This window comes from Dulcicalothrix desertica PCC 7102 (assembly GCF_003991905.1).
GTDB classification, from domain to species: Bacteria; Cyanobacteriota; Cyanobacteriia; order Cyanobacteriales; family Nostocaceae; genus Dulcicalothrix; species Dulcicalothrix desertica.
In genome coordinates this window covers 161,514-186,185 of record NZ_RSCL01000009.1, presented here as the reverse complement: position 1 = coordinate 186,185, position 24,672 = coordinate 161,514, and the positions used below count along the sequence as shown (strand labels likewise).

At 37.9% G+C, this 24,672-nt stretch carries 16 protein-coding genes; 6 read left to right on the top strand and 10 right to left on the bottom strand.

Features of this window, described 5'->3' with window-relative positions; genetic code table 11:
• Positions 1-13 precede the first annotated feature (13 nt).
• On the top strand, positions 14-316 hold the full coding sequence (locus tag DSM106972_RS20160; RefSeq protein ID WP_127082389.1) for a fertility inhibition FinO-like protein: 303 nt from the start codon (positions 14-16) through the stop codon (positions 314-316).
• Positions 317-423: 107 nt separating this feature from the next.
• On the opposite strand, the gene DSM106972_RS20155 is transcribed toward DSM106972_RS20160, so the two are convergent.
• From DSM106972_RS20155 to DSM106972_RS20130, 6 genes are all read right to left on the bottom strand, one after another.
• The gene (locus DSM106972_RS20155; protein ID WP_127082388.1) at positions 424-1,200 is read right to left on the bottom strand and encodes an SDR family oxidoreductase; all 777 of its coding nucleotides are present in this window, start codon (positions 1,198-1,200) and stop codon (positions 424-426) included.
• A 133-nt stretch (positions 1,201-1,333) separates the two neighbouring features.
• On the bottom strand, positions 1,334-2,815 hold the full coding sequence (locus DSM106972_RS20150) for an alpha-amylase (RefSeq protein ID WP_127082387.1): 1,482 nt from the start codon (positions 2,813-2,815) through the stop codon (positions 1,334-1,336).
• A 283-nt stretch (positions 2,816-3,098) separates the two neighbouring features.
• Positions 3,099-4,058, bottom strand: a complete 960-nt coding sequence (locus DSM106972_RS20145; protein ID WP_127082386.1) for a ParB/RepB/Spo0J family partition protein — start codon at positions 4,056-4,058, stop codon at positions 3,099-3,101.
• Positions 4,055-4,822 (bottom strand): ParA family protein, encoded by a 768-nt coding sequence (locus DSM106972_RS20140; RefSeq protein ID WP_127082385.1) that lies wholly within the window; start codon positions 4,820-4,822, stop codon positions 4,055-4,057. The genes DSM106972_RS20145 and DSM106972_RS20140 overlap by 4 nt, the downstream gene beginning before the upstream one ends.
• A gap of 158 nt (positions 4,823-4,980) precedes the next feature.
• Positions 4,981-7,545: a clostripain-related cysteine peptidase gene (locus DSM106972_RS20135; RefSeq protein WP_127082384.1), complete on the bottom strand. Its 2,565-nt coding sequence runs from the start codon at positions 7,543-7,545 to the stop codon at positions 4,981-4,983.
• Between the two features lie 366 nt (positions 7,546-7,911).
• Positions 7,912-9,726 carry an ABC transporter ATP-binding protein gene (locus tag DSM106972_RS20130; protein WP_127082383.1) on the bottom strand — a complete coding sequence of 605 codons (1,815 nt, stop codon included), beginning with the start codon at positions 9,724-9,726 and terminating at the stop codon, positions 7,912-7,914.
• A 431-nt stretch (positions 9,727-10,157) separates the two neighbouring features.
• Between DSM106972_RS20130 and DSM106972_RS20125 the strand changes: the two genes are divergently transcribed.
• A complete protein-coding gene (locus DSM106972_RS20125) occupies positions 10,158-10,655 on the top strand; it encodes a relaxase/mobilization nuclease domain-containing protein (protein ID WP_127082382.1) in 498 nt (165 codons plus the stop codon).
• Positions 10,656-10,954: 299 nt separating this feature from the next.
• On the opposite strand, the gene DSM106972_RS20115 is transcribed toward DSM106972_RS20125, so the two are convergent.
• A complete protein-coding gene (locus DSM106972_RS20115) occupies positions 10,955-11,329 on the bottom strand; it encodes a hypothetical protein (RefSeq protein ID WP_019497409.1) in 375 nt (124 codons plus the stop codon).
• 154 nt (positions 11,330-11,483) lie between these two features.
• On the opposite strand from DSM106972_RS20115, the gene DSM106972_RS20110 reads away from it, so the two are divergent.
• From DSM106972_RS20110 to DSM106972_RS20100, 3 genes are all read left to right on the top strand, one after another.
• A complete protein-coding gene (locus DSM106972_RS20110; protein ID WP_127082381.1) occupies positions 11,484-13,883 on the top strand; it encodes an MASE1 domain-containing protein in 2,400 nt (799 codons plus the stop codon).
• Complete coding sequence (locus DSM106972_RS20105) at positions 13,880-15,163, top strand: sensor histidine kinase (protein WP_127082380.1); 1,284 nt, start codon at positions 13,880-13,882, stop codon at positions 15,161-15,163. The genes DSM106972_RS20110 and DSM106972_RS20105 overlap by 4 nt, the downstream gene beginning before the upstream one ends.
• A gap of 223 nt (positions 15,164-15,386) precedes the next feature.
• Entirely contained in the window at positions 15,387-15,722 is a 336-nt protein-coding gene (locus DSM106972_RS20100; RefSeq protein WP_127082379.1) for a hypothetical protein, read from the top strand.
• A 271-nt stretch (positions 15,723-15,993) separates the two neighbouring features.
• Here the strand turns inward: DSM106972_RS20100 and DSM106972_RS20095 are convergent, their stop codons facing one another.
• The 3 genes from DSM106972_RS20095 to DSM106972_RS20085 all read right to left on the bottom strand — a co-directional run bounded on the left by DSM106972_RS20095 (position 15,994) and on the right by DSM106972_RS20085 (position 23,509).
• Positions 15,994-20,958 (bottom strand): nSTAND1 domain-containing NTPase, encoded by a 4,965-nt coding sequence (locus DSM106972_RS20095; protein ID WP_127082378.1) that lies wholly within the window; start codon positions 20,956-20,958, stop codon positions 15,994-15,996.
• A 220-nt stretch (positions 20,959-21,178) separates the two neighbouring features.
• Positions 21,179-21,454 carry a toxin-antitoxin system YwqK family antitoxin gene (locus tag DSM106972_RS20090; RefSeq protein WP_127082547.1) on the bottom strand — a complete coding sequence of 92 codons (276 nt, stop codon included), beginning with the start codon at positions 21,452-21,454 and terminating at the stop codon, positions 21,179-21,181.
• A 339-nt stretch (positions 21,455-21,793) separates the two neighbouring features.
• Positions 21,794-23,509, bottom strand: coding sequence for an ABC1 kinase family protein (locus DSM106972_RS20085; RefSeq protein ID WP_127082377.1), 1,716 nt, complete (start codon positions 23,507-23,509; stop codon positions 21,794-21,796).
• Positions 23,510-23,968: 459 nt separating this feature from the next.
• On the opposite strand from DSM106972_RS20085, the gene DSM106972_RS20080 reads away from it, so the two are divergent.
• Positions 23,969-24,583: an alpha-ketoglutarate-dependent dioxygenase AlkB family protein gene (locus DSM106972_RS20080; protein ID WP_127082376.1), complete on the top strand. Its 615-nt coding sequence runs from the start codon at positions 23,969-23,971 to the stop codon at positions 24,581-24,583.
• Positions 24,584-24,672: the final 89 nt, after the last annotated feature.

The window sequence follows — 24,672 nt, the reverse complement described above, 5'->3', positions numbered from 1 at the left end:
CCATTAGAACATTATGACTACACAAGGAAAACTGGAAGTCACTATCAAAATTAATGAATTTCCAGCCGCAGTTAAAACGGTGGAGAATAACTGGAAATCCTTTGATATCGACTGTGATGGTCGAGTTGTCAGCATTACTGTAAAGCCAAAAGTTTTTAAAAAGTTAGAAGATGCTCAAGCAAACTATCCAATGTGGGTAGCTGCAATTGCTGGTAAAATGGGTGAGAATACTGAATCGGGGTTTGTATTGACTGAACCAAATATACAAGTATTTGAGAAAAAACCCAAACCAGAACCCCAAGCTATTGCTTCATAATTGTGATTAGTTGAGCAAATTGTCATTTTGAGCGCTTCACTACGGGCGGGGCGGGCAGGGATGCCCGCTCCACAAGATAGATGTAAACATTAAGATTAAGATTAAGATTAAGATAAAGAACCTCCACCGTCAATCCAGACTTCGGTACCTGTAATATATCTAGATGCGTCTGATGCTAGGAATAATACGAGTTCTGCTACATCTTCGCTACCGAGGGCAGTATTTTTTGTCAGGGGAATATTATCTTTGATAAATTCGCCTAAATTTGGTATCCAATCTAGGTGACGTTTGGTAACGCTTTCTTCAATACCTGTTAATACTCCACCTGGACATATTACATTAACTCGAATTTGATTGGCAGCTAGTTCGAGTGCTAACATTTTTGCTAAAGTTACTTGAGCCGATTTAGTACATGCATATGCAGTGGCGCCTACTTTTCGGAAGCTGCGGGTACCGTTGATGGATGATGTGATTATGATTGAGCCACCTTGTTTTTTGAGATGAGGCACTGCATACTTTAAAGTTAAAAATGTGCCATTCAAATTAATATCGATTGTTTGTTGCCACTCGTCGATTTCAATATCTTCTATTGGCGCCCATACTCCATTAATACCCGCATTCACAAATAATATATCAATTCTTTCAAATTCATCAATAATTTTTTTAAATGCTTGCTGCATTTGATTAGCATCGGCAATATTAGCAGCAATCGCTATAGCTATACCTTCAGCATGTTGAATTTTGCTGACTGTTTCATCTGCTGCTTCGATATTACGGTCAATAATCACAATTTTTGCTCCTTCTGAAGCTAACAAAACTGCTGTAGCACGACCAATTCCAGAACCACCGCCAGTTATAACTGCAACTTTATTTAAGAGCTTCATATTATTAAATTATATTCTTTATCATTAACAATTTTGAATTAAATAATTAGGCGCCAGCATATACCCTCCGACATAAAAAAGAGACGTGGTACACCACATCTCAAGAATTGGCTTAAATTTAGACTTGATAATTCTATGCTTTTTGAGGAACCCATACCGAGACTGAACCCGCAGGACAACCGAATTCTGCCCAACCTTCTTCGTTAGTCGTAACAGGTTCGCTGATATGTTCGGTAATGTCTATATAAGTACAGTTAGGTTGTCCGACTTCCATGTACTTAGTACCTTCACTACCGTTACTGACTACAACTGCCATTCCACCTGGATGCTCTTCGTCACCTAGTCTAGTCCAACCAATTGTGTTTGCATGGTCAAAATAATCATACTGGTCGCCGTATGCGTATGTTTGACGCGCAAATAAATATTTATCAATTAACCACTTGTGACTATCTATCCAAATTTCGTACTCATTTCCATCATTCGCATAGTCTTTGTAATGGGCGCCGTAGTAATCAGGATAGAATATGCATGGATATCCATCGCGACGCAGTAAGATTAACGCATATGCTAATGGTTTAAACCAAGATTCAACGACTGACTCTAAAGACTGTAAAGGTTGAGAATCATGATTATCTACTAAAGTTACAGCTAAAGTAGGTTGTTGCTGTACTAGTGTATTATCAAAAATGGTTCGTAAATCGTAGTTATTACCAGATTTACTAGCAACGTGGAAGTTGTAGTGAAGAGGTGCGTCAAATAATGTTACTTTACCATTGGTGACAGAAATAAAGTTGTGTAAAGCCTCTACATCATATGACCAATACTCACCGACTGCAAAAACTTCACGTTGTACATAGTTGCGGACATGTTCCAACCATTCCAAAAAGAAATGTGATGATACATGTTTGACAGCATCAAAGCGAAAGCCATCAACGTTAGTAGTATCTAAATACCACTCACCCCAATACTTTAACTCTCCTTTGACTTCTGGGTTGTCCATATCTAAATCACAACCCATCAAATAGTCAAAATTGCCTTTTTCTAAATCAACGTTGTGGTCAAATTCTTTATCTCTAAGTAAATAAATTGCGTTTGCTTCCCCATTGTAAGCATTGTAATCGATTGCATCGAAGTGCCACCAATGCCATTCCATAGTGGAATATTTACCATTGCGACCTGGGAAAGTAAAATGTGTCCAAGCCTTAATGTTTTGATATTCTCCAACTACATCACCACGGTTGTCGGGATTAAAGGGTGTTGCTTCTGCTTCTTCTTCATGGTCAGCGCCCATTTTATGATTGAATACAGCATCAGCATATATTCTAATGCCTGCTTTTTGTGCGGTTTTTATCGCGTGCAAATACTCTTCTTTGGTTCCGTATTTTGTCCGCACAGAACCTTTTTGGTCAAACTCACCTAAGTCAAACAAATCATAAACACCATAACCAACATCCATTCCACCACCTGTACCTTTATAAGCAGGGGGTAGCCAAAGCGATGTTACACCAATTTTCGCTAATTCTTCGGAATTTTCAGCGACTTGTTTCCATAAACTACCATCCTCTGGATTGTACCAGTGGAAGTATTGCATCATTACACCATTTACTGCGGTCATATTTTTTAAGTATTTGTTTAATAAAGAAGTAGTAAAGCAGGATATGCGAAAAATGCCGCTTCAGCACTGCTATTGAGCTAAATTATGTACTTTTGCAAATGGTTATGTAATCAGTCTTTAGTTGATTTAAATTACTATCTTTAGGAGAGGTAAGTAACTATGCTTACTATCTTAAGATAGATATCCTGGCAACGGATGAACGGATGTAACGGATAAGTTATCTGTCACAAACAAGGATTTGCCCTCTAAAATAACCCATCCGTTACATCCGTTGTATCCGTTGCTAATCTTCGTTTAGCATGGTTTCGATGGTGGCGAGCATTTTTTCTAGTTGCTTACGCTTTTTGGGATTGTCCCATAATTTTGCTTTCAGAAATTGGCTTGATAGGGTTTTGTAGCGTTCTTTAAGAGTTGCTGTTTCATTATTACCTGTTGCAGGCGCCGAGAGTTCGCGAATCAGATTTTTTATTGCTGACAATGATAAATCTTCGGCAACTGCTTTTTCTAATAATGATGCTTGTTGTTTTGGGTCTTTGATTCTAGATATTGCTAACGCTTTGGTATATTCTAATTTACCACTACTGAGTATTTTTAATACGTCGTCTGGTAAGTTTAGTAATGGTAAGCGAACTTTAATGAATGATTCCCATGTCAGGCGCCCTAGGGTTTTGAAGAGTTCTTGAATTGCGATACTCTCTGGTTGGGAGAAAACGTTTTCCTTCTGGGAATCATCACCTCTGTCACATGCGTTACGCATTCTATAGAAGTGGCTTGTAATTTCACTTTCTTGTTTGTGAAGTTGTATTGCGAGCAGTGAAATTATCGCACTCGCTTCTTCGACTGGGTTGAGGTCTTCGCGTTGAAGGTTTTCGACGAGACGGACTTGAGCGGTGGTGTAGTCGTCGAGGTCGAGAATATTGACGGGTACTTCTGTGAGTTCGGCAATTTTGGAGGCTCGCAGGCGCCTTTCTCCAGAAATTAGTTCGTATCTGTTATTAGCTACTGGTCTAACTAATAATGGTTCGAGGACTCCAAATTTTTCGATTGAGCGAGCCAGTTCATATAGCTTTTGCTCGTCAAAGTAATGTCGAGGTTGAGAAGGTGGTAAGTTAATGAGAGAAATGGGAATGCTGTTGGTTCTGATTTCTTGAACTTCATTATCATAGGCACCGCTTTGGTTACTGAGTAAAGCGGCCACTCCTTTGAGTTGACTTGTGTAGGGTAGTTCTTTTTTGGTTTTCACTTGAGTTTCTCTAATTTAGAAGCTGTTTTTTTGAGAACTTCAACGGCTGGATTTTTAGGACTAGATAAAGCAATAGGTAGTCGCGCTTCGCTAGCGTCGGCAAATGCAATTGTTTTTGGTATCGGGTCAAAGACCGTAGCAAGGGGTGATAACTGTTCAAAAATTGCTTTACTAGTTCTGCTTTCTTGAGCAGTACGGGAATCATACATTGTTGGAATGAATCCGGCAATAGCTAATTGTCGATTGGCGCCTTTTTTTAATGCTGCGACGGTTTTAAGTAATAAATCTGTTCCTTGAAATGATTTAAATTGACATTGAATTGGGACTAATACGTGAGTTGCAGCTACTAAACTCACTACACTCAAAATGCCTAAAGATGGTGGACAATCGATAAGAACGTAATCGTAATTATCTAATATTGGCGCCAATGCATTTTTTAAACGCATTTCTCGCATTAAAGCAGAAACTAACTCAAGTTCCGCTGCACTCAAGTTGATATTAGCAGGCACCAGTGCCATATTGTGAATCAATTCGGGATATATAGGTAAATCCTCTTCTCCAACAATTGCTTCATATACAGTTTTGTTTAAAGAATCAGGGTCTAAACCCATGAAAGTAGTTAGACTTGCTTGGGGGTCCATGTCTACAAGTAAGACACGGTTTTTTTTCCTTCGTGCAAGGTGATAACCCAAGTTCATGGTTAAACTTGTTTTACCAACGCCTCCACTTTGGTTAAATAAAGCCAGAATGCGAGTTGTGGACACTGTTTTAAGTTAGAACATTTGCATTAGACAAGTGGTGATTGTACCGCTCGATGGGATTTATTACAACTGATTTTAGTAATAATTTTTGAATTTAACCAAAAAACAATGTAGAGACGTGATTAATCACGTCTCTACATGGGGCGCCTATTATCTATTGATTATGCATTTTTCCACCAACTCAAAAATTCATCCCAATTTGTATCTGATGTAAAAGCTTGGTATGAGTTGTTGTAATTCCAAGCTCCGTACCCTCTTTCCTGTAAATAAATGCATAAACCAGTCGCGCGTCCATTGACAGCAGAAAAATTGTTGATAATTGCGGTGTTATAAGTGCCTAGGGCAGATTCAGCAGCGACACGAAGAGCCAAACTCATACTATTATCACTCGCAATTCTAGAAAGAAGAATACCTAAGTCGCAGTACTCGCTAAAATACCCTTCTCCAAAATTTGCGGAATAATAGCTATGCGTTTCTAAGCGACTGCGGTCAAGAGATGTCGAACTACTCATAAAAGTTGATGCAAAATTGCTCAAACGGTTTGATAATGTGCTAATGCTTTCCAAGTTAATTGCAGACAAGGTTGTATCAAAATATGTCACGTTTCTATACTCTTGAGCATAGCGATTCACTATTATCGAACCTAAATCTCTGGCTCCTATTTTAGAACTAGCTGTTAGGTCAGATAAAACTTTGGTGTAATTAAAGCCTGTTCCCGGAACTAATTCTTGTGAACCTACAAAAACTGATGCTTGATTTCTGATTCCATATGCATATTCAGTCATACCCATTAAACAAGAGTCTGCTGCAACTAAGCTCATGCGACTAGAAAGACCAGCTAGTACGCTACTTAATTCATTGCTAGTAATACCATCTTGGTTGATATCGTCATAAGAAGCAGATGCACCGTTTCCATGACCCCACAATACTAAGGCGTAGTTATTTGCTTGATAGTTGGTGGTACCCCAAGTTAAGAAGTTTCTGAGAGTATTGGTATCACCCATGTTAACTTCACCAATGCTTGTACTCCAGTTTAAGTCTGGAGTATCTCCCCTTCTTACAATTCCCCGACGAGTATCCGTCCAGTTACCGTGGGAAGTATCATCCTGCCAGTCAGGGTCAGAAACATTCTGCTTGCTTGTGCGGTCAAATTGAACAACAATATTAACGTTTTGGCTGGAACCGACGGCAGACATTTCTACAAAGTCTTCAATGCCAAAGTCCTCTAAATTATCTCCAGCCATGTAGACAAAGAATGTCCAGTCAGCTTTAGGAGGGGTAACAGGTTGATTTAGTACTGTAAATTGCCGCTCAAAAACACTGCTTCTAGCTCCTGCTTTATCATAGGCTACTGCCCACAAGCTATAATCATCTGTTGCTAAATTCAAATTTGACAGTGATAAATTGTAGTTGAAATTTGCCAAGCGGTTATCGGAGTTACTTATACTGAAATTTGATACATTCGCAACATCAATAAAGGTTCCATTACTGCGACGAATCTGAAAATCTATCGTCGAAATATCACTAGCGCCGTTTGCATCAAATACTGAACCGTTGGAAATACTGATTGTTTCTGTATTGTTATATGCTGTTTTATTAATTTGGAACTGTAACGAAGTCGGTACGGTGTTAACTGGAAGTTGTGTAAACGAAAATCTTTGTTCAACAACATTACTTGTGGCGCCTGCTTTATCGTATGCTATTGCCCACAAGCTATGATTCCCTGTCGTTAAACCTAAATTCGCTAGCGATAAGCTGTAATTAAAAATACCTAGACGATTATTAGAACTTGCTGGTGTAAAGCTTGTCGCATCATTAACCTCTACAAAAACACCATCACTTCTACGAATTCTAAAGTCAACGCGAGAAATATCACTGGCGCCGTTTGCATCAAATACTGAACCGTTGGAAATACTGATTGTTTCTGTATTGTTATATGCTGTTTTATTAATTTGGAACTGTAACGAAGTCGGTACGGTGTTAACTGGAAGTTGTGTAAACGAAAATCTTTGTTCAACAACATTACTTGTGGCGCCTGCTTTATCATATGCAATAGCTCGTAATGTATAATTCCCTGTCGTTAAATTTAAACCTGCCAGCGATAAATTGTAGTCAAATCTTCCCCAGTGGTTTTCATTAATACTAGGATTTACACTAGTAATATCCGCAACATCAATAAAAGTTCCATTGTTGTGAACAACTCGAAAATCAATTCTAGCAATATCATTAGCTCCATCTGAGTCAAAAACCCAACCATTGATAGTGCTTAAAGTATCTCCGGTTCTAATGCTGGAGTTTTGAAGACCGAATTGTAGGGCACTTGGAGCTGCATTGACACTTTGTGCAGAAACATTTAGACTATATTTCGTGCTACTTGAGCTTAACCAACTTAAGCTATTTGACCCTGGATAAATACGAATATAATAATCACCCGCTTCCAAAGTTGCTCTAATGGATTCACTTGCAGTCCCAAGTACATAAGAACCATTAATAATTTCGCTTGTGCCATCAATAAGGAAATTTGAATTTATATCTCGGATGATTTGCACATCCGCATTGGCTGTTAAACCATTTAATGTAAGGTTAAAGCTACTGCGACTACTGACAGTAAAGCGGTAAAAGTCGTTTAAGTCGCTTGAACCAACCCAGTCTGTAAACGTTTGTGTATTGGATGTAAGATTAAGTCTTCTTGCGTTACTCAATACATTTCCAGCATTATCAAGCATTGTATCTACCCCTGTTGAAAGCGCGTTAGTAATCTTTAGACAAAAATGAAGAGACACTTCAAAGCCTTATAAATCAAGGCTCAATAGTCATACTCTACGGATATATTTATATATTTTGGTACTAATTTTTACTATTAGACTAGGGTAGGCTTACGTAATTTATTTTTAAAGAGAAAATAAAAATACAGGCTTTATTTTAAAGAAATGGCTTTCATAAAGATTTGCACTAGCGAAAAGTGACTGAGAATAATAATCTCAATCACTTTTAAGTTTGTATGAAAGTATTCGTAGAATGCTATTTAGAGTCATACTAAAGTTTGAGATGTTGGTTGGGACGGGCAAGGATGCCCGTTCCACAAGAGAAGTTTACTTGTATCCGGATGCTTGTAATGTAAATAATTCGGCATATCTGGCGCCTTTTTTGAGGAGCTGTTCGTGGGTTCCTTCTTCGATGAGTTCTCCACCTTCGATGACGATGATTTTGTTTGCCATTCGCACGGTAGAAAAGCGGTGTGATATTAAAAAGACCATTTGGTGTTTGGTCAAGGTTCGTAGTCGTTCAAAAATTTCAAATTCTGCTTGGGCATCAATAGCGGAAGTTGGTTCGTCTAATACTAGAATATCTGCATCGGTTCGCATGAAGGCGCGCGCAAGGGCTATTTTCTGCCATTGTCCACCCGATAGTTCTTGTCCGTCTTTAAACCATTTACCCAACTGGGTAGAAAAATTATCGGGCAATTTTTCAATAAATGGTGTTGCCATACCCTTTGATGCCGCCATTTCCCATTGCTTTTTATCATCGATGCGCTGCACATCTCCCACACCAATGTTCTCACCGACTGTAAACTGGTAGCGGACAAAGTTCTGGAAAATAACTCCAATACGTTGACGTAATATATCTACATCCCACTCTTGTAAATCCAAACCATCGAGTAAAATTCTTCCAGAGTCAGGATTATATAGTCGAGTTAGAAGTTTGATTAAAGTTGTCTTACCTGAACCATTTTCACCAACAATTGCCAGCTTTTCTCCTGGTTTAAGGTGAAAGGATATATTTCTAAGCGCTGGCTGATTACTTCCTGGATAAGTAAAGCTAACATTTTCAAATCTAATTCCGTCGTCTAGCTCCACTCCCTTGGTGGCTTTACCTATTCGCGTTGGCACTTCCGCTTCCAAAAATTCGTATAAGTTAGATAGATATAAATTATCTTCGTACATTCCGCCTATCGATGTTAAGGCGCCGGAAAAAGTTGCTTGTCCTTGGCGAAACACAGTAATATACATCGTCATATCTCCCAAAGATATTCGTCCCGCTACTGTTTCGATAACTATCCACGCATAAGTTATATAAAAAGTAATGTTACTCAGTAACCCTAATAAGTACCCCCATAACCCTCGTCGCAACGTTAAATCTCTGTCTTCATAGAAAAGTTGATGGAAGTTATTCCTATAACGTCGCAGCAACATGTCTCCCAACTGGTACAATTTTACTTCTTTGGCAAAATCTTCGCGAGCTACCAGAGTTTCTAAATAAGATTGTTGCCTAGTTTCGGGCGCCCTCCAGCTAAAAAGGCGAAAAGCTTGAGAAGCGAATTTAGTTTCACCAATAAATGAAGGAATAGCGGCAATGACTAATATTATTACAGCCCATATCGAAAACTTGACTAATAAGGCGCCGAAAGTTAGTAGGGAAAGAGCATTTTGAACTAACCCAAAAGTCCGAGTCACCAAAGATAGCGGACGCGATGAAGCTTCACGACGCGCATTAGTCATCTTGTCATAAAACTCTGAATCTTCAAACTGGGGTAACTCTAAAGTTAGAGCCTTACTTAATATAAGCTCATTAACCCGTTGTCCAAGCATTGCCCGTAACAAAGACTGGCAAATACTTTGTCCACGTTGACTTGCTGCCAGCAATATAACAGCTATAGCTTCCAACCCAACAAACATCAACGGACGATAGATATCATTATTTGACTGTGATGCTGCGACTACTGCATCTACAATAAACTTACCAATATAAGCCATTGCAGCAGGCAATATACCTCCAGCCAGTGTCAACACTCCAAAAATAATAGTAAGATTTCTGCTCGTCGTCCATACCAAATTTACAGCACGCCCACTATAGCGAAAGACACCCAGAGACTGCCGCAGCACGTTCCCAATGTTACTATTTCTCATATCTCTAATTGTAGTACAAAACTTCAAAGAAACCGGGTTTCTACCCAAAATCCGCGTTTTTATTACAATTTATCAACAAAAACCCGGTTTCTGGGATTTAACCATTTGTTAGAAAAAATTTACAAAAATGAAAATATTGACTCAGTTTTTGTTTTATATTATTAATATATAAGCCTTAGTTTTTGACACAAAACTTCAAGTTTTAAGAATTTCACGAAATTAGTATCAGTTCTATAATAAAATAATTCAGTAATACTTAAACAAAAGTTGAATTTAAAATTCCTAATTTACAGAACCAAGCTTGATAATTAAAACCTTTTTTAGCTAAAAATGATGAAGAATATGTAATTATAAAATCTGCGGTAATTATCGATGTTATTTTTACACGGCAAATATAAAACAGAGATACAGACAAATTAGGGTCAATCCAAATGATTAACAAAATATTTAAATATTCGAGTTGTGATGTAGTTGTGAAGTATGTACTCGATGATTTAGGAGCAACTCTAGACCACACTAATATGACTTCTCGAACCAGCGATATGCTAGCTAAAGAGTTTGAGTTGTTTGAAGAAATCAAGCCAGAAGAGCGGTGTACTTGTTATCACATTATTTTTTCAATAGATTCTCGTGACCCTGAACATCATTTAGGAGAATGCAATCAGCACCTAAGTGAATATGACTACTATCAACTCGCACGCAGATATTTAGAACAGATGGGTTTTTTGAGCGGAGATGGAATGCACAAAAGTCAATATGTAATGGCACGAACACAAAGCGTGGATGAACAAGATATACATATTGTTGTTTCCCGTGTTCGCATGAATGGCACAGTTGTCTCGAATTATTTAGAAGAGCAGCGTAATGAATTTGTTGTAAACCGACTAAATCACGAGTTTGATATGCAAGATTTAACACACACATGTTAACTCTTTATTGTGTGATGCTTCTTGTGGGATGCTTCTTGTGGGATGCTTTTTGTGGGATGCTTTTTGTGGGATGCTTTTTGTGGGATGCTTTTTGTGGGATGCTTTTTGTGGGATGGGCATCCTTGCCCGTCCATAATACTAATATTTAAATTGCTCTTAGTACAAGTCAGAATTATTTTTAAAAAAGTAAAGGTACTTATTGACAATTAAAGAGCTTGTAAAGCTTGTTTTTGCGTAGGGTGGGCAGTGCCCACCTTACCCTTATTGATAAGGTGTATTGCGGTCAGGTAATTTAAAATCTAGCTCATTGAATCTAAATCTAAAGAACTCATTCCGCGTGTTTCAACGAAGGTCATCATGCTGCCAAGCTGTACCCACATAAGTAAACATGTCAACAGCGCAATAGGTAAACCTATAGCTAAAGCGAGACTTGGAGGAAACCCAAATATTTCTAAACCTGACACTAAAAACGACACTAAACCAATGGTTACACCCAAAAATGGGAATAATAAAGCTTTTTTCGATAAAGTAGTACCAGACTTCTCGGCGCCACTGCTTTGCCATTTAGTCACAACTGTTTTTAGAGTTCCAGCGAGTGCTGCACCCGATGTTATAGCCGCAAATAATCCAAATACAAGTACAAAATATGGCGGGTAGGTTGGATAATAGTACACGCAGGACTCCTGTTTAAATTCTGAACGTTAAATAAATTATGCCTTTGTAACAATAGTTTACTCTACAACCGACAACTTCACAAAAACCTGCCGTCACTCTTGTTACATCTCTATATTGCTTGGGCATACTAACAGCAGAATTTGTTATATAACTATGCTGCGTACTAAATTGGTGGCGCCACACCTTACTAAGCTATATAACAACTGGGTTGTAATAACCGTAATGCTTACAGCAACCCACTATGTTTTAGCTAATCTTTCTCAGTTTGTATCGTTCAAGGATGGAGCATCTGCTATTTGGCCCTCGTCAGGGTTTTACTTAGCAATGGTTTTACTACTCGGTAGACGAGTTGGACTACCTATTTTTTTGAGCGAACTTACCGTTAACTCCCTTTTATTCTATAAAGATATTCCAACAATTCTTGGTATATCTTTTATTAGTACTATAGAACCATTAATTACAGGATGGCTACTGAGTCGTTTTTTGAATAGTAACCGCTCAGGGAGGCGCCTGTTTGAAAGTTCACGAAATGTATTCAAGTTTCTGATTCTAATTCTGCCAAGTCCGATGATAACAACTAGCTTTGCTGTAGCTGTGTTGTGTCTGACTGGAAAAGCTTCTTGGGAATTTTATGGGGTAATTTGGCAAACTTGGTCTATTAGTGTAATTACTGGTAGGTTAATTATTACACCCTTTGTATTAGTTTGGGTAAGTCAATTTTGGCGCCGTATACAATTCAAATCCTCATCAGTAGCAGAATTTGCAGTGTTACTGATTTTACTCTTAATTATCAGTAGGTTTGCTTTTTGGGTTGGTAATCCTGTGGAATATATGATGATTCCACTATTATTATGGTCGGCTTTCCGGTTTGGAGCAGCACAGTCAACGCTGCTTGTAGTTGTAATTTCTGCTGTCGCTATTTTTGGAACTGCTCGTGGTTTAGGAGCATTCGTCCAATCTTCAGTCACAGAATCTTTAATGCTACTACAATCTTTTATTTGTGTAATTGCGTTGACGAGTTATTTTCTCTTGGCTGTTATTCATGAAAACCGCACGGCACAATTTAAACTAAAGAAAGCAAATGAAGAATTAGAACAGCGAGTTACAGAACGTACAGCAGAACTACAACAAGCGAAAGAAGTTGCTGATAGTGCAAACCATGCGAAAAGCGAGTTTTTGGCTAATATGAGTCATGAGTTAAGAACCCCGCTCAATGGTATTTTAGGATATGCTCAAATTTTGGCACGTTCTAAAGCTTTACCTCAAAAAGAGAAACATGGTGTTGATATTATTCATCAATGCGGCGCCCATTTACTGACGTTGATTAATGATATTCTAGATTTATCTAAAATTGAAGCTCGTAAATTAGAGTTATATCCTCAATCTTTTTACTTCCCGTCATTTTTACAAGGTGTCGTAGAAATTTGTCGTATTCGTGCTGACCAAAAGAATATTGAGTTTATTTATCAACCTGATGCTAGTTTACCAGAAGGTATTCAAGCCGATGAAAAACGCTTGCGACAAGTACTAATTAATTTACTAGGTAATGCTATTAAGTTTACTGATAACGGCGCCGTTACTTTCAAAGTAGATGTTATAGAATCAAGAGGAAAACACAGTAAATACATTAAATTCCAAATTATAGATACTGGTGTGGGTATTGCCGCAGACCAAGTTGGCGCCATATTTCAAGCATTTGAACAAGTAGGAGACCAAAAGCGTCAATCTGAAGGTACAGGTCTGGGACTAGCTATTAGTCAAAAAATCGTTCAGTTAATGGATGGAACAATTCAAGTTACAAGCCAGTTGGGTGTGGGAAGTAACTTTTACTTTGAAGTAGAATTACCTATTGATTATAACTGGGTACAACAAACTAACAGGTGCCTGCAAAAAATTATTGGCTATACAGGACAAAAACACTCCGTTCTAATTATAGATGACCGTTGGGAAAATTGTTCGGTAATTCGCCACCTATTAGAACCTATTGGTTTTGACGTTATAGAGGCACCGAACGGACAAGAAGGATTAAATAAAATGTGCTCCCAACAGCCTAACTTAGTTATTACTGATTTAGCAATGCCTGTTATGAATGGGTTTGAAATGTTAAAACAGGTGCGTCATTCAGAAGATTTAAACAACTATATAGTAATAGTATCTTCTGCCTCAGTTGCAAATATTGATAGACAAATGAGTTTAGATGCAGGAGGAGATGATTTTCTTCCTAAACCTGTACAAGCAGATGAATTATTCGCCATCTTAGAAAAATATCTAGATATAGATTGGCAATATGAATCTGAAGACAAGGGAATTTCCAATACCCTAGAATTAAATGATATAGCAATAATTACACCTCTAACCGAAGAATTACAGGTATTACTCAAGTTAGCTCAACAAGGTCGCTTGAAAAAAATCACTGAAATGCTTGAAGAGTGGGAACAACGTGATATTTCATATCAACCTTTTGCAAATTTGATTAAACCGCTTGCAAAACAATTTCAAGCCAAGAAAATAGAACAATTAATTGAATCTTATTTAAATCAGGGGGATGTATGATAGATAATGGATTAATCTTGATTGTAGATGATACACCAACAAATTTAGAAGTATTATCAGAAACTTTGTATGATGCTGGGTTTGAAGTCGCAATCGCTCTAGATGGAGAAAGTGCATTAGCACAAGTGCAAGTTGGCGACTTTGATTTAATTTTACTTGATGTTATGATGCCCGGTATCGATGGTTTTGAAACTTGTCGGCGCCTAAAAGCTGACTCAGTAAATAATAATATTCCTGTAATATTTATGACTGCTCTTTCCGATAATGAAAGTAAAATCAAAGCATTGGAAATAGGCGCCGTAGATTATATTACCAAACCCTTCCACGAAAAAGAAGTACTAGCAAGGGTAAAAACACATCTAAAATTACACAAGCTGACCCTGAGCTTAGAACAAAAAGTTACAGAACGCACCACTCAACTAACCGAAGCATTAGAAAACTTGAAAACCTCTCAACTTCAACTAGTAAATAATGAAAAAATGTCCGCACTTGGTAACTTAGTAGCAGGAGTCGCACACGAAATCAATAATCCAGTCGGCTGTATTAGCGGCAATATAAACCACACCGAAGCATATAGTAAAGACTTATTCCAAATAATTAACATTTATCAACAAGCTTGTCCCCTACTTCCCCAACATCTTCAACAAGAACTAGAAGCATTAGACTTAGAATTTTTACACGAAGACCTGCCAAAAACAATTCATTCTATTCAACTCAGCACCCAACGCATCAAAGAAATAAGCAACAGTCTCAGAACATTTTCCCGTGCAGATAGTGACCATCCTATTCTATGCAACATCCATGAAAGTATAGATAGCACAATTTTAATTCTCAAACATCGACTCAAAGCCACAGAAAACAGACCAGAAATTCAAATCATTAAAAACTATGGTATAATACCTCAAATTGAATGCTACGCTGGACAACTAAATCAAGTATTCATGAACCTGTTAGCCAACGCCATCGATGCATTAGAAGAGTCAAACACTGGACGTAGCTTTACCGAAATTGCAACCAACCCCAATTGTATAACCATCACCACCAACATCAGTGATGAAAAATTAATAATTAGCATTCAAGACAACGGTAAAGGAATAACAGAAAATATCAAAACACGTATATTCGACCAACTATTTACTACCAAAGAAGTTGGTAAAGGTACAGGGTTAGGACTAGCTATCGCACGACAAGTGATCGTAGAAAAACATCACGGAACCATAAATGTACATTCAACCCCTAAAGGTGGCGCCGAATTTACAATTACAATTCCACTATCTTAGAATTTTAGAAACCGGGTTTCTTTGTCAAGATTGTAATAAAAATGACTATTTGTCTGCGACAATGAATGCGTAGAAACCCGGTTTCTTGTTTATTTGCGTAAATTTCATAGGCGCCACTGTATATAAATATATGACAGGGTGCATAAACACAACAAGCCAAACATATAGAGAAGTGAATCCAAACAAGTACGTACAGTATCTAAAAATACAAGGTACCTAATATATGATTAAACAATTTGCAATAGGAATAGTTGTACTCCTGGGAAGCGCTACAGTAAGTTTTGCTGGTGAAGTTGCAAAAACCAATACTTTGCAGCAAGTACAAAAAGTCAATGTTGAGACCCATGTTAATGTTCCCATATCTACAGGCGCCAAGCTAGGTGGTGGAATATCAGATACAACAAGACCAAAACCACCTGGTCCAGGTGGAAGTGATGCATTACAAACACGACCAGGAATAGATTCAAAGATTAATACACGAGTACGTCCAAGACCAAAAGGTCCTGGTGGTACTGAAGCATTACCTCAAATTAATTCTATTATTAATCAGACACGATAGAACCCAATACTGCTCGGTTAAGAAAATTCTATAAACCCAAAACCTTGTAGAGACACGATTAATCGCGTCTCTACATGTCGGTAATCATTGCAAAAAATCCTTAAACGAGCAGTATTGCGATAGAACCTATATGGTGCGTAAAAGCAGCTTAATTTGCATTTTATTGATGAATAGTAAAGGCTTTTACGCACCCTACCAATTACCAATTCCGCAATCAGCGACGACATTGAGATTATATAATGATATATAATAATAATCCGTTACATCCGTTTTATCCGTTGCAAAGTTTATCTTCCAACATAACCTTAGAATTACTGCTTAAATAATCTTTGACCCATTCACAACCATTATCAATTAGCTGATTAACTTCTAAAGTCTTTATTTGATTATTATCAAACTGCCAAATTCTCACGCTATTATCTATACTACCTGATACTATTGTTTTATTATCAGGACTAAAACTTACGTTCATAACTCCGGCGCCTTGTTCTGGTAATGTAGTTATTAGGTGCCCATCGATATGCCAAAGTTTGATTGTTTTATCTTCAGATGCTGAGGCTATAGTTTTACCATCAACAGAAAAGTCTGCTTTATATACTTCTGCTGTATGTCCTCTGAGTGTACGAAGCAATTTTCCATCGGCACGGCGCCACAATTTTATCGTTTTATCTGCGCTCGTTGAAGCTATAATTTTATTGTCTGGACTATAGGTGACGCTATACACCCAGTCTTGATGACCTGAAAGCGTATTTAATAATTTACCATCACTGCGGCGCCACAATTTTATCGTTTTATCTACACTCGCAGATGCGATATTTTCTCCATCTCGACTAAAGCTAACTCCATATACTTCTGCTATGTGTTCTAATGTATGAAGTAATTTACCTGTACTAACTTCCCAGATTTTTACAGTGTTGTCTTTACTCGCAGAGGCAATTAATTTGTTGTCTGGACTAAAAGTTATATGATTAATTTCTGCATTGTGAGCGTTGATGCTTTGAATTAATTTATCATTTTGCCATATCTTGATGGCGCCGTCACTACCTGCGGTGGCAAATTTATCTTTACCAACAGCTATACTATATATTTCTTTACTATGTGCAGCAAAACTTTTTAATAATATTCCATTACGGTTCCATACTTTGACGTATCCATCACCACTGGCTGATATTATTTTACTACCGTCAACACTATAAGCAACTGCATAAACTCCATTATTGTGTCCACTCAATACATCTAATAGTGAAATGTCTCGGCGCCGCCATAGTTTTAGTGTATTATCTAAGCTAGCGGATGCGATATTTTTTCCGTCTGGACTAAAGACTGCATTATAAACACCGTTATTATGTCCTTTGAATTCTTCTAATATACTGCCGTTACGGTTCCAAAGTTTAATCGTTCTGTCCCGACTTGCTGAAATTATCATTTTATCATCAGGACTGAAACGGACACCCCAAACTGAAGCTGTATGTCCTGGTATGGTTTTAATTAACTTGCCGTCGGCAACGTTCCACAGGATAATATTTTTATCGGCACTTCCAGAAACAAGATTTTTACCGTCTTTAGTATAACTAAGACTATTTACCCATCCTTGGTGTCCTAATAACGTTTTTAGCAGGCGCCCATTGTTAATATCCCAGATTTTTATCGTTTTGTCTTCACCACCCACAGCTATATTTTTACTATCTGGACTAAATACCACGCTGATAATGGGGAAATTATATCCTGTAATCGTTTTGAGTAGTCGCCCATCTTGACGACTCCATATTTTTATCGTTTTATCTGAACTCGCAGATGCAAGAGTTTGTCCCGAAGGACTAAAAACCACATTATTAACGTTTTGAGTATGTCCTTTTAGGGTTGTTATCAAACTTCCATCTTCGACATTCCATAATTTAACCGTTTTATCAACGCTACCCGAAGCGAGAATTTTACCATCGGGCGCCAAGCTGACACTGTATACTGGTTCGGTATGTCCAGTTAAAGTTCTGAGAAGTTTACCGTTAATGCTCCACAGCTTTATCGTTTTATCTAAACTGCCACTCACGATAATTTGACCGTCGTTACTAAAAGCAATGCTGATAACTCCGTCTTCGTGTCCCTCAAAACGGTTTCGTTCTTGCATTTGCGAAATAGATTGTTCAAGTGTGGTGATTGTCGCTACTCTAAGATGAGATGGTAAGGCAAAAGTATTTTTTAACTGTTTTCCTGCTTTAATACTGGCAACTAATGCTTCTAACTGTTGATTCAATAACAGATTTGCTTTTGATGATTGATTTAATGCTTGAATTTCACTTATCCGTGCTTCACGACGTTGCCAGTAAGCTAAACCACCAAAACTACATGCGATAATACCTAATATACTGAGGGCAATTACTGCTCTTTGTGCTTGTCGCAGTCTTCTTTTTTCTTGATATTGCAGTCTTTTACGCTCAACTAAACAAGCTTCGATAAATCTTTGAATATCAAACGAAAGTTCCGAGGTATACTTAATATAAATATCTTCAGCTTCTGCTAAACGTACACCTTGCAGTAAAAAGTCATTATTTTCGTGATTCTGTAACCATAATTTTGCAGCTTGTTCAATTTGACGATGAATTCTAATTCTGCTGCGATTTTCTTCTAACCACCATCGTAAAGTTGACCAGTGACGTATTAATATTTCGTGGATAACTTCAACACTTGGTTGTAAGGACATTATATCTGGTTCGGCGCCTAATGATTCTTCAACATTTACAACTACTAATTTTGCCGTCGTTAAAGCTTGTAAAGTACTCTCTACCAAAGCTTGCGAAAACTTTTTCACTACTAACTCAGATTTTAATACACGTCGTCGCGTATCTTCGGTACCTTCACCCAACTGAGTTAAAGCAAGAAAAATCCATTTAGCACATTGTTTACTTTCATCATCTAAACCAGCATATACGGAATTGGCTTTTCTTTCTAGGGCGCCTGCAATACCTCCCAAGTGTTGCTGATATGCTGATAAAGTTAATTTACCTTCACAACGATGATGCCATAATTCTTCCAAGACAAATTCTAATAAAGGTAAATCTCCTGCTGAATGTTGAAGTTCTTGTAATAAAACTTCAACTAAGCTGGGTTCTACTTGTAGTCCCACTTTTTCTGCTGGGTGAATAATAACGCTACGATATTCGTCGTCATTGAGATGTGGGGGTACAAATACGCTCGATTTTTGGAGTAATGTAGCAAGGGTGGGAATTTCTAAGCTTGACCCGATAAAGTCAGCACGCAGTGTAATTACGAGTTTAAACTTATCGCTGGCATATTCCAACGCTCCCAAGATTAATTCTATAAAATGCTGTCTATCTTGATTTGGCGCCAGTGTAAAAAGTTCTTCAAATTGGTCTATAACTAAGACTACCATTGCTTCTTTACTTCGCAACCAGTAAACAAAACCTTCGACACCTTGATAAAGTAGTGCTTCGAGGATATTATTTTCGTTTTCTAACTTTTTGACTAAAGTATCGAGAGGATTGGCGCCGGGACGTATACTATAAATAAGCCAGTCACTAGAAGCTAAATGTTTACCTTGTCGTAGTTGTGCAATTAACCCAGCTTGAACGACCGAAGACTTTCCACTGCCAGAGGCGCCGACGACAGCAAGAAATGATTGCGATGCGATATGATTGAGTAGCTGCTGCGTTAAAGCTTCACGACCATAAAAGTATTGACTATCGTTTTCACTAAAAGCATGTAAACCTAAATAAGGACAAATTCCTAAGTCTGTATTTTGAATTAAACTATGTTCTTGTACGGGGACAACTTCGATAACACCCTGCATACCAGATAACCATATATATAGTGGAGCAGTGCTAATAATTTGTAATTGTGTCAACCATCCTGCTGCGGTTAACCCAGTGTAAGAGTCAACTGAAGAGAGAGTTTCGATTAAAGAATTGGCAAAATCGTTATTGCCAGAGGCGCCTGCTATAATACATAAACCTTTGTCTGTGTCCATCTGTAAATCATCGACCCAATCAGAAATATACGTTTTACTATCAGGACAATCTAAGATAATAATAAGATGTAAGCACGAAGAATGACGTAACTGTTGCCGTAACCAGTCACGACTCAAACAAATATTTTCCCCAACCGTTAATATTGCATCCTCTAACTTACCCCGTAAATATAATAGTACTGTAGTATTGAGATTATTTTGTAAACAAGCTTGGATAGAACTGGTTATATTTGTGGGCGCCGAAGAGTGTGTAGTATCATGTGCAGATAGATATTCAATATCGAAACTACCTTGAGTTCGTAACAGTTTACTCAAAGTCAACGTTGTATTACTCGTCAAACCTTCGATAACCAAAGCAACTCGACGAGAGTTTTCGATAATTGATTTTTTCCCTAAAATAATTTCTCCCACACCTTCGACTATACGCTTTGGTGTTTGCAGAGGATATTCACTATATAAATGTGTGTCTCCCTTGCTGCGTCGTTGCTGGTTAATTAAACGTAACTGTTGATTAGTCTTATCTATATATCTTAGAGTTTGATGATAAACGTAGCGATAAAGTCCATCTGCTGTCACAATACCACGATTATCTGCGGCTTCACCTCGTAACCCCCGCATCAGGTAGTATGTAAACACACCATGTCCTAACTCTGGAAACTCCCAGGACTGCTGATTATTATCGCACGAAAGCATGGCATAGAAACCATTACTAGCAGCAGCAGCGTTTTGTAAAACTTGTAATAACTGAGATGTCGGGTTTAAAGTACTTCCTCGTAGTGTCATTCCTCCACTATGACAAGCATCTAACCAAACAAGTTGATGACGTGCAGACGAAGTTTCTAGAAGCTGTAATAATTCGTGAAGTGCAAAAGCGGTATTTTCTAAATTATCCTTACGAGTATCGCGTAAACACAAATAAGTTTGTTGTGTCGCGGCATCTATTATACCATGTCCAGAGAAATAAAATAAAATAGTGTCAGCAGCTTTGGCGCCTTTGCTTATCATCGTTAAAGACTGTCGGACATTTTCTAAAACAGGTAACTGACCAAAGTCGTGATAAGTCGCAATATAAATATCAGAAAATTGTCGTGTCGCAGTTTCTAACGCTTCAGCTAAACCTTGACAGTCGAGTGCAGGATACCGCAAAGAAAGTAATTCATCCATGTACTCATTAACCCCCACTAACAACAGCCATATTTTGGGAGTTATATTTTGCTTACGCTTAGTACTGGCGCCTACACTTACGGGAGACATATTGAGTTAAATATTTGGTTTTACGTCTAATATATCTCTCTGTGAACTCTGTGTCTCTGTGGTAAAAATAAATTTTTATAGTTTTTTAGTACTCTATAGTAAAATTGATGCTTATAACTCCGGCGCCTAGTTCTGGTAATGTTGTTAGTAGGCGCCCATCAAAATGCCAAAGTTTGGTGGTTTTATCTTTTGATTTTGAGCATTAGTAGATTGGTCAATTTTATTTCAGTTTGCTTAACTTATTTAATAATTGAAAATTTTTGTCACCTTCATTAAGCTGATATTCTTCAATTAGCTTTCCATCTTCAGCCCATTCTTTTTTACTAACAATAATACCGTGCTTATATAAACATTCTATTTTTAATTGCCCACTTTCATACCATTCTTTACATAAACCATCTAAAGCTCCTGATTCATAGTAATATTCGTAGTGTAACTGTCCATTGGTATACCATTCCCTTACACTTTTAAGATTATTTCTTGAATATATTCTCACACTGAAAACAAAGCGTCAAGTCTTATCAACCTGATTTCTTGCTACGTTTATCAAGGAGGCATCTATTTATTAGTATGCAAGTACTTTTGCAAACTTTTGCATCACAGAAGTAGTAGAAACCCTACATTTTCGGAAATAACGCATTTATTGCCGCAGGCAAATCGTGAGAATGAGGGGTTATACCATTCGCTCTTCTGTATCCTTGCAGGAGAGTGGTTGGGGAGAGGTTTTTAACATGCAAATAAATTGACATTGCCAAAAGTAAGTATTTGAGTATTTGCCTAGAGGTAAATACCTATAAAAATAAAACCCCTTGTTAAGGGGGTTCATTATGAGCTATTAGGTTTTTGGTTTATCAAACACGGCAAACATCGGCGCCTTTGGTAAAATAGCAGCAACACCTTCGCGTGAAAACTCTGTTAACACTCCAATTGCTGCGCTCAATATTTTGTCAGGTTGTAAATCATCCTTGACTAAATTCCATAAACGTTGTACTTCTTCGGTATGTAAACGGTCGTCTTCGGTTAATGCTAACACCAACTGGCGCCGTAAAAACTTACCTTCATCCGACATTAAATATCGGATACCAAGTTTTGCTGTGGGTAATACGTCAAAGTTGTTATCAGTACGGGCAATACTAATTAAGTTTTCTAACCGTTCCCACTGGAATTTACCGTCTTTAAATAGTATATTCAACAGACGGCGCCGTAGTTGAGGTGATTCACCCGTTAATAATCTGCGTGCGACATATGGATATGCAACCTCGACTATTTTGAAGTTAGTATTGAGACTGAGAGCTATACCTTCCTGCGTTACTAACGAACGAATAATTAAAGCAAACTTCGCAGGAACTCGGAAGGGATACTCATACATCAACTCAGAAAACTGGTCGGTAACAGTTTTAAAGTTGAACTCTTCGACGTTTTTACCTATAGCATCTCCCAATACTGCTTCGAGTGCAGGAATAATTGGACGAATGTCTGTATCGGGTGTTAAGAAACCTAAATTAACAAAATCTATTGCTAAGTCAGTGTATTCTTTATTAGTTAAATGTACCACCGAATCAACCAGCGTCTCTTTTGTGGTTTCATCAAGTTGGTCCATCATCCCAAAGTCAATATAAGCCATACGACCATCGGGAGTTGCAAACAAATTACCTGGGTGAGGGTCTGCATGGAAGAAACCATGTTCGAGTAATTGTTGTAACCCAGCAGTTACACCTATTTGAACTATTGCCTCTGGGTCTAAACCAGCTTCACGAATAGATTTTGTATCGTTTAATTTAAACCCATTTATCCACTCTAGAGTTAAAACACGGTTAGTTGTTTGGCGCCAGTAAATTTTGGGAACCTTTACAGTGGGTTCGTTACGGAAGTTAGCAGCAAACTTTTCAGCGTTGCGTGCTTCGTTGAGATAATCGATTTCTTCAAATAACTTAGTGCCAAATTCATCTACTATTAAAGTTAAATCGTGCCCAAGGTTGAGAGGCAACCACGGAGATAGCCAACCTGCTGCCCACCGCATTAAATATAAGTCAAGCATTAGTGTGGGACGAAGGTTGGGACGCTGCACTTTTACCGCTACTTCTTCTCCTGTAGAAGCAAGGCGCCCACGGTATACTTGACCTAGAGAAGCTGCTGCAACAGCAGTTGGTGATAACTCACTATAAATTTTAGATATTGACTCACCAAGTTGAGCTTCAATAATACGATAAGCGAGATTACTGTCGAATGGTGGTAACTGGTCTTGCAGTTTTATCAATTCTTCGAGAAAATCCTTACGTATCAAGTCAGGACGAGTTGAAAGCGCTTGACCAACCTTGATAAAAGTTGGACCCAACTTTGTCAACATCATTCTTAACTGGGTTGCCCGCTTCAACTTATTTTGTTCAACACGGTCAAACCATTCATCGGACTTTAAACCAAGAATAAACCCAAGCATATTCCATATTATCTTGATTGCCCTTGCCCAAACGCGCCAAGGACGGAAGCGATAATAACTAGCTACAGCATCCGGACTGTAGCGAATAAGCTGAGTAGGTTGATACTGACCCACAAAGACCTTTGCCTCTCAAACCAATAAATTGACAATTAACAAAACGTACTAAACAAAATGCACGCTTCTCCCGAAGGATACTCGCTGCTTTTTTTTAAAACAACTTGAATATGTACATTTCCGGGTAATATACAAGAGGTAAGTAACAAAAATTAACTACCTACGTATATATATCTTCATTCTTAATTATACTTCATAAAAGTACAACTAATGCAGTATTGACAAAGGCTTTAAGTACAATTAAAAATGGCTTCAACTTAGCATCATCAAAAACCCCAAATGTAATCACTGAGGCATTTTTGAGTTTTGTGGCAGTAGTTGTTATATGCTGGAACTAGGCGCCTTACCATAAGGTAAGTATTTGTAATGTAAAGAAATATTTTTAACTTTTCTTAATATTTTGGGATATTAAAACAAACAGGATGTGAATTAATTTACTGTCAGCATAGATTTTATCTTATGGTATTATCATCAACGGACACAAATCCACCAATTGAATACGTACCAAACTTTTTAACACCAAGTCAGGCTTTGGAACTTCATAATCATTGCGAAACTTTAGCATGGCGCCAAAATACAATTAAAATTTTTGGTAAAACTATGCCCGTACCGCGATTAGAATGTATGTACGGTGATGAAGGATGTGATTATCTCTACTCAAAATCAGTATTATTGCAGCCAATTGCTTGGACACCAGAGCTTCAACAACTACGATTACATATTGAATCAAGTACAGGTTATCGATTTCATATAGTGCTATGTAACCGTTATCGAGATGGTCGCGACTCGAATGGATGGCACGCAGACAATGAGAAGAGTATGGGTGAGTCTCCAGCTATCGCATCAATAACGCTTGGGCAAAAGCGCAAATTCCAAATGCGACAAGGAAAAAAAGGTAAACCAGTAGATATTTGGTTAAAACATGGGAGTTTATTGGTGATGCACCCAGGATGTCAGGAAAGCTGGGTTCATCAGTTGCCTAAAACTACTCGACCTGTAGAAGAGCGTATTAACTTGACTTTTCGACCACATATAAATGGGAAAATTTGCAACGAAGAGACTGATTTGAAGTAGATTACACCCAAAACCTTGTAGAGACGCGCAAGCGTAAACGAAGTTTTCCCGAAGGGTAGCTTCACCGTAGGAAAATTTACCTTCGGTAC

Bases quoted from the DNA above. Each gene is read 5' to 3' on its own strand.
- DSM106972_RS20100 (WP_127082379.1), top strand. From the start codon at position 15,387: ATGATTAAACAATTTGCAATAGGAATAGTTGTACTCCTGGGAAGCGCT.
- DSM106972_RS20110 (WP_127082381.1), top strand. From the start codon at position 11,484: ATGCTGCGTACTAAATTGGTGGCGCCACACCTTACTAAGCTATATAAC.
- DSM106972_RS20150 (WP_127082387.1), bottom strand. From the start codon at position 2,815: ATGACCGCAGTAAATGGTGTAATGATGCAATACTTCCACTGGTACAAT.
- DSM106972_RS20160 (WP_127082389.1), top strand. From the start codon at position 14: ATGACTACACAAGGAAAACTGGAAGTCACTATCAAAATTAATGAATTT.
- DSM106972_RS20095 (WP_127082378.1), bottom strand. From the start codon at position 20,958: ATGTCTCCCGTAAGTGTAGGCGCCAGTACTAAGCGTAAGCAAAATATA.
- DSM106972_RS20125 (WP_127082382.1), top strand. From the start codon at position 10,158: ATGATTAACAAAATATTTAAATATTCGAGTTGTGATGTAGTTGTGAAG.
- DSM106972_RS20130 (WP_127082383.1), bottom strand. From the start codon at position 9,726: ATGAGAAATAGTAACATTGGGAACGTGCTGCGGCAGTCTCTGGGTGTC.
- DSM106972_RS20155 (WP_127082388.1), bottom strand. From the start codon at position 1,200: ATGAAGCTCTTAAATAAAGTTGCAGTTATAACTGGCGGTGGTTCTGGA.
- DSM106972_RS20135 (WP_127082384.1), bottom strand. From the start codon at position 7,545: ATGCTTGATAATGCTGGAAATGTATTGAGTAACGCAAGAAGACTTAAT.
- DSM106972_RS20105 (WP_127082380.1), top strand. From the start codon at position 13,880: ATGATAGATAATGGATTAATCTTGATTGTAGATGATACACCAACAAAT.
- DSM106972_RS20080 (WP_127082376.1), top strand. From the start codon at position 23,969: ATGGTATTATCATCAACGGACACAAATCCACCAATTGAATACGTACCA.